The organism is Flavobacterium branchiophilum NBRC 15030 = ATCC 35035 (assembly GCF_002217205.1).
GTDB lineage: Bacteria > Bacteroidota > Bacteroidia > Flavobacteriales > Flavobacteriaceae > Flavobacterium > Flavobacterium branchiophilum.
In genome coordinates this window covers 1-9,977 of the sequence record NZ_MUGT01000061.1, presented here as the reverse complement: position 1 = coordinate 9,977, position 9,977 = coordinate 1, and the positions used below count along the sequence as shown (strand labels likewise).

General features: G+C 31.5%; 12 protein-coding genes. All 12 read right to left on the bottom strand.

Annotation, left to right across the window (positions count from 1 at the left end; all coding sequences use genetic code 11):
* Positions 1-395 (bottom strand): hypothetical protein (locus B0A58_RS08715; protein ID WP_089080739.1); only part of this gene is annotated, 395 nt, incomplete at its 3' end.
* Between the two features lie 4 nt (positions 396-399).
* A complete protein-coding gene (locus B0A58_RS08710; RefSeq protein ID WP_089080738.1) occupies positions 400-732 on the bottom strand; it encodes a hypothetical protein in 333 nt (110 codons plus the stop codon).
* A gap of 56 nt (positions 733-788) precedes the next feature.
* Positions 789-1,247 carry a hypothetical protein gene (locus B0A58_RS08705; protein ID WP_089080737.1) on the bottom strand — a complete coding sequence of 153 codons (459 nt, stop codon included), beginning with the start codon at positions 1,245-1,247 and terminating at the stop codon, positions 789-791.
* A gap of 5 nt (positions 1,248-1,252) precedes the next feature.
* Positions 1,253-2,734, bottom strand: coding sequence for a polymorphic toxin-type HINT domain-containing protein (locus tag B0A58_RS08700; protein ID WP_089080736.1), 1,482 nt, complete (start codon positions 2,732-2,734; stop codon positions 1,253-1,255).
* Positions 2,735-2,736: 2 nt separating this feature from the next.
* Positions 2,737-4,650, bottom strand: coding sequence for a type VI secretion system Vgr family protein (locus tag B0A58_RS08695; RefSeq protein WP_089080740.1), 1,914 nt, complete (start codon positions 4,648-4,650; stop codon positions 2,737-2,739).
* 2 nt (positions 4,651-4,652) lie between these two features.
* Positions 4,653-5,588: a PKD domain-containing protein gene (locus B0A58_RS08690; protein WP_089080735.1), complete on the bottom strand. Its 936-nt coding sequence runs from the start codon at positions 5,586-5,588 to the stop codon at positions 4,653-4,655.
* Positions 5,578-6,048 (bottom strand): type VI secretion system transmembrane protein TssO, encoded by a 471-nt coding sequence (locus B0A58_RS08685; protein WP_014085245.1) that lies wholly within the window; start codon positions 6,046-6,048, stop codon positions 5,578-5,580. The genes B0A58_RS08690 and B0A58_RS08685 overlap by 11 nt, the downstream gene beginning before the upstream one ends.
* Position 6,049: 1 nt before the next feature.
* The gene (locus B0A58_RS08680) at positions 6,050-6,550 is read right to left on the bottom strand and encodes a hypothetical protein (protein WP_089080734.1); all 501 of its coding nucleotides are present in this window, start codon (positions 6,548-6,550) and stop codon (positions 6,050-6,052) included.
* A 23-nt stretch (positions 6,551-6,573) separates the two neighbouring features.
* The gene (locus B0A58_RS08675) at positions 6,574-7,164 is read right to left on the bottom strand and encodes a DUF6714 family protein (RefSeq protein ID WP_014085243.1); all 591 of its coding nucleotides are present in this window, start codon (positions 7,162-7,164) and stop codon (positions 6,574-6,576) included.
* Between the two features lie 11 nt (positions 7,165-7,175).
* Complete coding sequence (gene tssD, locus B0A58_RS08670; protein ID WP_089080733.1) at positions 7,176-8,084, bottom strand: type VI secretion system tube protein TssD; 909 nt, start codon at positions 8,082-8,084, stop codon at positions 7,176-7,178.
* A 7-nt stretch (positions 8,085-8,091) separates the two neighbouring features.
* A complete protein-coding gene (locus tag B0A58_RS08665; protein ID WP_089080732.1) occupies positions 8,092-9,225 on the bottom strand; it encodes a hypothetical protein in 1,134 nt (377 codons plus the stop codon).
* A 285-nt stretch (positions 9,226-9,510) separates the two neighbouring features.
* A partial coding sequence (locus tag B0A58_RS08660) for an IS1595 family transposase (protein ID WP_133063101.1) occupies positions 9,511-9,977 on the bottom strand: 467 nt, incomplete at its 5' end.

Here is a 9,977-nt window from a genome sequence, read left to right as displayed (position 1 = left end):
ATGTAAATAACTCGATAATTATAAACTCTTTCTGATATATATAATTCACTTTTTTTAATAAAAAAATCATCTATATTTTCGTGCCCATTTATTTTCATCCAATAAAATTTTGGTAAAGGCTTATTTAAATGATAATTATCGTAAAAATAAATGTCTTTTGTTATTAAAATATCATCAAATATAAATCCGGTAAAAATATTTTGATCAAAATCTTTTTTTAATCTTTCGGTTACGATTGTTTCGGGAAAATTCCACAATAAATCATCCCCTAACCAATTTTCAATATTAATATGTAATTTTACTATTTCTTTGGTTGGAGAATCTGGGTTATCAAAAACTGTTTTTTCGCCTAAATCCAGTAATATTTCAGGCAGTACTCTTTTATAATTTATCATAATTTTATTTTATTGGAGGATTAAACAAATGTCCAAATGTATCATCAATTTTCTTTACCATAGATTCAACTGCTTCTTTTGTGGGTTTTAAGTCAGCATCTTTATAGTATTTATAAAACTTATTCCATTCTGTATGAATTGCACTTTGATGCAAAGTGTATGCACCTTCTTTAGGTATTTCTCTTAAATTTTCTAAACTATTTTTAACTGTTTTCTCAAATAATTCAGGCCATTCTTTAAATACTTTTTGCGGTATTGCATGATGTACTTGAGAAACAAGACCTTTTAGATGAGGGTAAGCATCAAAAAAGGTTTTTATATGGCACGCATTCAGCACTAAAACCCCATCTACACCTACAAAATAACAATGGTTTTTATATTTATAAAATTACATTATAATTTATCAATAAAGTCATCAAATTCATCTTTAGGTCTATTAATATCCATATTATCAATTTGAAAATTTAATTTCAAAAACTCTAATATTCTTTCTGAAATATACAATTCATAATTTAAAATATAAAAGTCATCTATATTTGGTTGACCATTAATTTTTAACCAATGAAAATTTGGTAATGATTTTTTTAAATCATATCCGTTTTCAAAATATTTACCTTTGGTAACTTTCATTTTATCAAATGTAAATCCGCTAAAATCACTTATTTCCAAGCTCTTCTTTAAATTTTCAGTTACAATAAACACTGGATGATTTGTTAGTAAATCATCACCCATCCAACTTTCAAGTTCAATATGCAATGATTTTATTGTTTTAATCGGAGGGTTTATCATTTCAAAAATTGTCCCACTTCCTAAATCAACCATAACTTCTGGTTCTACTAAATAATATTTCATTTTCTTTATAGTGTTGGATTAAATAAATGTCCAAATTTTTTATCAATTGCTTTTACCATTTTTTCAATTTGTTCTTTACTCGGTTCAATTCCCTTCTTATCAAAATTCTTATAAAATCTGTTCCATAATTTATGAATATCACCCTGATGCAATTTGTACATACCTTCTTTAGGTATTCCTCTTAAATTTTCTAAACTATTTTTAACTGTTTTCTCAAATAATTCAGGCCATTTCTCAAAAACCTTTTGAGGTATAGCATGATGTACTTGTCCAACAATTCCTTTTAAATGAGGATATGCTTTAAAAAACACATCAATATGACAAGCATTCAGCACTAAAACCCCATCTACACCTACAAAATAACAATGGTTTTCTTCTACCTCAAAGTTATATACTTTTTCTGTTGAGGGCAAATAATTAAGGGCTATAACTTCTACAAACTTTTCTTGGTGGGTAAATAGATGCTCGCCTATTGCTATTTGTTCGGCATCTTTAAAAGCACCATTTACAAAAAAGGGATGGTTTCTAGTAGTTCTTATTATTTCATTTTTGATATGTATTTCTAAAATTTCTTCAACTTCTTCGATAAATAGATGTGTTACTTTTCTAATACAAACTTCGCCTAATTCTTCATCAAAACTATACACTTCATCGCCTATTTGTATGTCTTTTATTTTTGTAAAACCATCGGGTGTTTTTATCAATGTTTCGGCTGAAAAACAACCAAATACAGCAGATAATTTACATAGTTTTGCTTGAAGTTTCATTGAGTTTTCTAACATTTCTTTACCCAATTTCTTAAAAGCGGCTTTACCTAAATTTTTTGTTACTGATTTTGCAATTACTTTTCCGCCTGCTTTTAAGGTGGCTTTGAGCCCTGTTTTTGCTCCTTGCATGGCTGCTGTTGCAGCACCAAAAGACACTACACCAGCGGCTATGGAGGCAACATCCCAAATTAGAAATCCTGCGTTCATAACTGCACCCAAGCCATCGCCTGTTTGGATGTCGTTTATAAGGTCTCTACCGCTTCCCCACACGGGTATGAGTCCTTCGGCAAAGCCTGCTTCGCCTATGCTATCGCCATTGCCACTGTCGTCTAGTTCTCGCTGGGCTTGCTCTTGCATTTCTTTTACTTCTGCCATGGCATCGGCAGGCAATGGTATTTGTCCGCTGGTCATAAATTCTATTTTGCCTCCAATGGGGCATTGGCAAGTGCTTTTGCCAATTAATGAATTTTTGCCGTTTATCTTTACTTGCCAAGTGTCTTGCCATGTTAACGGTACAGTAGCTGGCATGCAAGGCTTTTGTGTTACTTTGCATATTTTAAAAGACGGAATGTTGCTCAAAGGCACTGCATCTTTTGTGGTAGCTACCAAACAACCGTGAATTTTTACTTTATCGTTATAAGTTGGCTTAAAAAAATCGGGAGCTCCGCCTTGGTCGCACATCATTAGTGCATCTTTGGTGATGTATTCTAGTTCGTCCATGGCTACATAATATTAGTATCTCCAGAAGAAATGTGTGCACTTGGACCAGCTTTAACGGTAAGTTCGCTATCTGTTGTTATATCTAATGCCCCTGCACTTACAATTTTTAAGGATCCAACTAATGTTTCTAAATCGATAGTGCCTTGTGCCGAGCTTATTTTTATGCCTTCTTTGTTTAATGTAATGGTGTTTTCATCAACTTTTAAGGTAATACTTGTTTTTCCGTCTAAAACAATGCTACCATCGGCATTCATTGCTAAAGTTGTTTGAGGTGGTTGTTCTTTAGTTGCTCCTACATTGACAGAATGCGTTTGCCCAGCATTGATTGTGTTATTTTTTCCTGCGTTGATGTTGTGATTAACATTAGCATTAGTAGTCGCATTTCCAGCACCGTCAAACCGAATGTTTGCAGTTCCTTTGTCTGAAATATAAACGCTTCCTTTGTTGTCGTCGAGCTTGATGATGTTGCCACTTTTGCTACTTAAACTTTTGATGTTGTTTTTTTCTTTACCACCTGCACCAGTCGTTCCGTTAAACATACTACCATATACAAACGGACGATTGGGGTCGTTGTAACGAAAGCCCAGCATGACTTGGTCGCCCACTTCTGGGATGAAAACCATGCCTCGGTTTTTAGAGACTTCGTTACTACTACCTGCATCTGGTGTCATGACCCTAATCCATGGCGAGCGTAGGTTTTTGGCTTGTTGCCATTGCATTTTTACTCTAATTCTGCCTTGTTTTTTGGGGTCGTTGTTGTCTATAACTATAGCTTGCTGGGTTTCGGCTATTGGAAAAGCTATTTGTGGTTCGGGCAGTTTTTTAATGAAAGCGGGCAAGGCTTTGAAACTGTTTTCATACTCGCCAATATCATTTGCTTTGTGGGTAATTTCGGTAATGATGTATTGCCCAATTGACTCTAATTGTAAAAAAGGTTTGTTGGGATTCCAACGAGAGTCTAGCGGCGACAAGATTTTTTCTTCAAATGCGTTTATGGTAACAATTGTTCCTATTTTTAATTTGCTATTGCTACTTGTGGCGGTTACATAATTAGCATCTGCCATTGTGGCTTCTTGTCGGCTTTTAAGCGCCATTTCTAAATTGCCATCATAGCCTGTAGAAAATCGTCCGTATTCAAAAGAGGTTGTATTGTATAACTTTTCTGAAACTTCAAAGGCTTTTTCTCCTAATAAAGGCAATCCTTCTACCTTATCTTGGGTTTTGGCTTGGTAGAGTTTGTTGCTGTCTTCGTTGTAGGTAAATGCTCCAAACTGAACAGGCTTGGCTTGAATATTCAAATTAAAAGTGTATAAATCTTGGTTAAAAGTTAGGTTTATTTTTTCTTTTGTATTGATGTCTTTAGGTTTTCCAAAAAACAGTTTTTCGCCATCATAAAACATCCATTCGTTGTAGGTTTTGGCTAATCGTTGAATGTATTGAAAATCGGTTTCCATATATTGGGTTTGATAATCAATTTTTGAATTGTTTTTAGCGTTAAACTCGGGTTGAATGTCGTTTTGTAGTTGTTCGCCCGCACCATTTTTGATAATTTCTCTAATCATATCTTGCAAGGTGGTATCTTCCCAAGAATGTAGTTTTTGACCCGATTCGAGCAAAATGGTTTTAGAATAACCTTTTAAAACAAGTTGATTGCCCACGAGGTCTTTGTTTAATTCAAAACCAATATCTGTTATTATTCCTAAAAAATTATTTTTGTTTTCTAGCTGAATATGCACCACTTTTCCCAACCAATTTTGAGCATTTTGCATGGTATATGCCCGTGGTTTTTCTATTACCGAGTGCGGTACTTTTATGGTAAAAGTATGGTGGTCGTTTATGGTTTGGTGTAGTTCTATTGACGTAAAGTGTGAGATTTCTTTACGTTCTATTCCGAAAATTATTTTTTGTGTTATCATGTTTACTTCGCTTTTTTCGATGTTTGTGTCACTTTTATCTCTTTGAAACACTTTACAGTATCAATTTTTACATCGCTTATTAGGGTCGATTTTCCTCCTAAATAGTGCAATCCTTGGCAATAGCTTAAAAAATCGTTGTATTTTTCTTCATTGACTATCACAACAATTTTTGAAAGGTCGTGACAAAAATATTTCTTTTTCAAATAATTGACTTGAGCATTAAACCCCGCTTGATTATTGACACTCAACCCTGCAATAATTTGTAGTCTTTTTTTAATGTCGTTTGTGATGATACTGGTTGAATCTATTTTTTCAGGTTCTTTAAATGCTTCGTACAATGGATAAATTTCAATATCTCTTGTAATGGGATATTTTGTTTTATCGGTTTCTAATTGCACTGTGTAAGTCCCAGGTTTACTGAATTTATAAATGGCTTGTTTTTCATAAGAATCTATAGTTCCTGTTTCGCCAAATTCCCAATACCATTTTGTGGAACCTGGTGCATAACTCGAAAAAACAACTTCTTCGCCTACATAAGCAAAATCTTCGCAAAACACTTTTGGGATAGAGTCGTAAGCAGAAAAATACTTGTTGTTGACAATGTTAATTTGTTTGGAGAAATCAAATTTATCATCTACACGAAACGTAATCAAATATTTACCGTTTCGGGTAAAGCTATAAGTTACCGATTTATTGCTCACGATTGAATCGCCGTTTCCAAAATACCAAACCGCTTTTTTTCCTTCTAATAAAGTGGAATCGTTAATTTTAAATTGCAATTTTTCGTTGTTTTCAAACAAGTGATTGTTGTTGGAATCTAAAATTAAATAGTCCAAATTATTCAGCTTTTTATTGAACGGAAATAGCAAGGCGATAAGTAGTAATATTGCAACAATACTAATTAAAAAATAGGCTTTTGTTTTGTTGTTAATGTTCATCTTTAAAGTTGGCTTTACATTCGTTAAGGTTGGTTTCAATCAACGTATTGTTTTTTTCTAAAGTGCTTTTTTCAAGATTTAATTCTAAAAAAACATTCAAGATATTTCCGCCAATCAAACAAAAATTATAGGACGAATGAAATTCATTGTCTTTATAAGGCTGTTTATAATCGGCAATGTATCTTTTTATTTCATCAATTCGCTGCACTTGATTGACATCGTATTTTATGGTGTCAATGGTTTTAAAAATTTCTTGCGATTTTTTTGTATAATCATTTTTAAGGGTTTGAATTTTCTCAAAATCGTTGATTCTGCTTAACATTTCCGTATTATCAAACTCGGGTGTTTTTAATAAAAACTTGGTTACAATGATATATATCACACAACAACATGCAAAAAATATCAAATTAAATTTTATATTCTTCCAGTAACTTTCGTCTATTTCAACTGCTTTACTCATTTTATTTTTTATTTAATTTATTAATCTCTTCCTGTTGTTTTTCGATGCACTTTTCGAGTTGCTTTTTGTTAATTGCAAAAAGGCCTTCGGTTTCTTTCAACACGTCAATTTTGGTTTGAATTTGCTGTATTTCCAACAAAAATTCTTCATACAAAGTAAACGGATTATTCAAATCTTTTTTCGATTTTTGAATTTCGGCATTGATGATAAACCTTTTTTCATTGATTAATGATTGTAGGTTTTTGCGTTCATTTAAAGTTCTATCTTTAAAACGCAAATCATTTAATTGCACTAGAATTTCGTCTAAAATTAAATTCATTTCGCCTTGTTTAACTACAATATCGTTATAATATTTATGCTTTTGTTCCAGCTCTGCAACGCCTTTGTTGGCGGTTACTAACGTGATGACTAAGCATGAAAATATAAACAAAAAGGTGATTGAAAACATAATATAATAACTACGTTTTGTTTCTTTTATCTGTGGTTGATTTAATGGTGTCATATTTTTTATTAATATAAATTTTACTATTCAAATTGAAACCAGTATCTATCTATTGCTGTTTGAGGTTTCACAGGATTGTTTATATATTCACTAGGATAATTATTTTGCAAAAATTGTAAAAATTTTAGCACTAATTTACTTTGTTCAACATTGATTAACTTTACTTGACATATAAAATCTTTAACTCTTTCATTAATTGTTTCTAATTGCTCATATAAATACTTTTCAAAATCAAATTCAGGCACTTTTTTGTTTAATTCAAATTTATTAATATCCTTGGCCATTATTGCTAAATCGATTTCTTGAGGCAAGGTTAGAATACTAATTAAATTGTCAGAAAGTGTGTCTGATTCATAATAATCGTTAATTATATATATCATAAACGAAGGCAAATAATATTTAAATCCTTCTTTACTAAAAAATGGTAAGGCATCTTTGTTTTCAAATAATAATTCATTTGTAATTTCAACCCACTTTTTTCCAATAAACTGATTTTTTAGTTCATTGCATTCATAGTGTTCTCTTGAATTGTTATAGACTAAATTATTATCCCCAGGATATTTTTCATTTTCAAATGCTTTTTTTATTTCGTCTATTAAAGTTTCTTTTTTCATATTTTTTTTGATTATGGAATTGGTACTAAATTTCTTGGAGGAAACAACCTACTTCCTTCAGATAAAATTATATAGATAATAAGTGCTGTTCCTGTTAATCCTGTTAATCGAGAAATTTTTTCTTTTAAACTCTCGTCAATTACAGGAAGTTTTATTGGTTCTTCGGGTTTACATTTTAATATCGCTAAATTTTGGCAATTGATCATTCCGTTTATTGCTTGTTGTACTTGTAATTTATGTCCTGCATCACCTCCTTTAAAACATTTTGTATTAATCTTTATCCGAGCATTCATGCACTCTCTAAATTGGGCTTCTTTAGAAATTAAAGAGCCGCAATTATCTGTATCAGTGCATTTTTTCATAATTCCACCCTTGCATTTATTTGTTACCTCTCTTTGCAACTTATCCTTTTCAGCAGTTGTACAATCACATGGATTTTCATCAACTATTTTTTCTTCTTTTATTTCAGTAGCCTTTGCCGTTTGATAAAAAGCAGTTTCACTAGGTGGAAGCCAAGATATTTGCCAAGGTTTTATAACTAGTTTACCATAATCTTGAATTGCAGGAGAAATGGTTAATATAGTTTCCATTCTTCCTGTTTCATAAGTAGTAAATATTTCAGAAAATTGAATTATATAGGCATCATCAAATTTGTATTTTTTGGCTGGTACATCATTGAATCCATTCTCAAAAAAATGTATTTCGCCTTTTTCCATTCTATCTGTTTCATTTTTAACTTTTTTTGTCATATTTTCCAAAAACAACCCATCGCTTTCTTGAGTAACAAAAGATAATGTCAACAACCCTCCATTTACTTCGCTTGTTAGTGAACCATCTGCTCTCGTACCTTTGAAATAATTTGTGCTATTCCAAAGTAATTCTCGTTCTTCTCCTAAAATATATAGTTTCGCAGAAATCATACTAATATTAATCTAAAATTGACCAAGTTCTACTTTTTGGAGCTGCGGTTTTTGTTTCTTCGCTAATTACGATGTTTTCTTTTCTAACGCCTATGTATTCTAATTCGCTTAGTTTTTTCCATAGTTTTTTTATTATTCCAATAAATTGATCTATTTTTTCCAAGGTTTGATAAATGTCGTTATGGTCATAAGTTGCACCATTCGATTGAGAAATTACCTGCAATAATTCCGATGGTTTTACATCTACCCATTCATAATAATATTGCAACAGCATTTCTTTTTCTTTTTCGTCCATTAATGATAATGTTGCCATTAAACTATTAGAAAGTATCACCATTTTTTCTAGCATAAAAATTGGTGGTTCTTCTAATGCCCTATTTCTTAAAAAGAAAATAGCATCGGTATAAAAACCAATAATTTTTTCGCAAAGACTAAAGGTGTTTAATACCAATTTATTGTTCATTGAATTATGAATGTTCTTCTTATGGATTTTTATGGAAAAGTCATAAATTTGTTCCAATTCCATGGTGGCATTTTTATTAAAATCAATCAACAGTTTGTTGTTTTTGAGTTTTGAAACAGGCGGAATGTATTTAGTATCTTCATCAAACACACCGTTTTTAAAGTTATATTTTTTTAGAATTAAAAAATAACCTTCCAAAAACGCAGCATTCACTTCATTTTTATTGATGATGTGTAGTTTTATTTCGGGTGCAGCATTTGGATGATGGAGTGGTACAACTTCTGGATCGGGAATTCCAACAGGAATTAAGTTATATGGATTTACCGATACAATTACATAATATGTATCGGTTGCATTTGGGTCTAAACTAGACCCAAACAAAGAAGCTTGCGGAAAGTCTTCGCCATAAATGTCGGCATTAAAAACAATTAAGTGTCCGTTTTTGGCAATACAATGACACTTTTTTAAGGAAACTTCCAAGTTAGCATTATTGGCTTTTGTTTCCATTTCAAATGAGGTATCAGTGTCTTCCTCAATAATTCCGTAGTTATAATTGTTCAATCTTACACTACTGTAATCATTGGTAGTAGCAATAAAATTGAAATAGTTGTTGATAAAATGGTCTTTTGTGAGCTTTACTCCGTCTGTCCAATTAATGGGTAAGTATGTGTTTTTCATTTGTTATTATGTTTTTTATTCTATCAATTTCTTTTAATCTGTTTCAAGGATACAATATAGGGTCTTAAATATTTCGTCCGCTCAAAGGTGGTAAAGCTACAAAGGCTGAAGACATATGCATATCCTTTAACAGAAACTATATGCAAGCGGGGTTAATTATTTATTTTATCTAAAAAACCATTGTCTAGAATTCTAAATTTTAGTTTTTCCTTCAACGAACTTTGTCCGTTCTCAATAGCATTTGTCGTAATTGTAATATTATAATATGCTTATCCGTTTGTATTCCTAAAGTTCATTCCATCTATGATTAACCCCCGCAATTAGTAGTCTTTCCATAGGATTGTTAAAATGTCTTCTATTAAATTTATAGCAAAATTCATTTAGATAATTCTGAAGAAAGTCAGCATCTATTCTATGATGAATATCCAATAATAACCTTTTTGAGTTACTTATTGCTTTGTGAACCCAAGGCAAAATTTTGTTTATTTCCTTTTTATTGACTTTCTCTCCAAAATGCTCTATTGTTGCTGATATTTTATTGTATGACGTAGAATCATCAGTTGTTACTTTTGTTTTTGGTTCAACAAATTTTTCAATTTTTTTGTTTATAGTTTCCGTTTTCAAATTTGTAATAACTTTCATTTTTAAGTATCCTGCTTTCTTACTGGGTCTATGCTTGTTCTCATTTTTAGAATTCTCCTCAGATTCAATCATTACTAAAACTTTAGTTTGTCGCTCACTTCCTCTACCTC

Bases quoted from the DNA above. Each gene is read 5' to 3' on its own strand.
- B0A58_RS08705 (WP_089080737.1), bottom strand. From the start codon at position 1,247: ATGAAATATTATTTAGTAGAACCAGAAGTTATGGTTGATTTAGGAAGT.
- B0A58_RS08700 (WP_089080736.1), bottom strand. From the start codon at position 2,734: ATGGACGAACTAGAATACATCACCAAAGATGCACTAATGATGTGCGAC.
- B0A58_RS08695 (WP_089080740.1), bottom strand. From the start codon at position 4,650: ATGATAACACAAAAAATAATTTTCGGAATAGAACGTAAAGAAATCTCA.
- B0A58_RS08690 (WP_089080735.1), bottom strand. From the start codon at position 5,588: ATGAACATTAACAACAAAACAAAAGCCTATTTTTTAATTAGTATTGTT.
- B0A58_RS08685 (WP_014085245.1), bottom strand. From the start codon at position 6,048: ATGAGTAAAGCAGTTGAAATAGACGAAAGTTACTGGAAGAATATAAAA.
- B0A58_RS08680 (WP_089080734.1), bottom strand. From the start codon at position 6,550: ATGACACCATTAAATCAACCACAGATAAAAGAAACAAAACGTAGTTAT.
- B0A58_RS08675 (WP_014085243.1), bottom strand. From the start codon at position 7,164: ATGAAAAAAGAAACTTTAATAGACGAAATAAAAAAAGCATTTGAAAAT.
- tssD (WP_089080733.1), bottom strand. From the start codon at position 8,084: ATGATTTCTGCGAAACTATATATTTTAGGAGAAGAACGAGAATTACTT.
- B0A58_RS08665 (WP_089080732.1), bottom strand. From the start codon at position 9,225: ATGAAAAACACATACTTACCCATTAATTGGACAGACGGAGTAAAGCTC.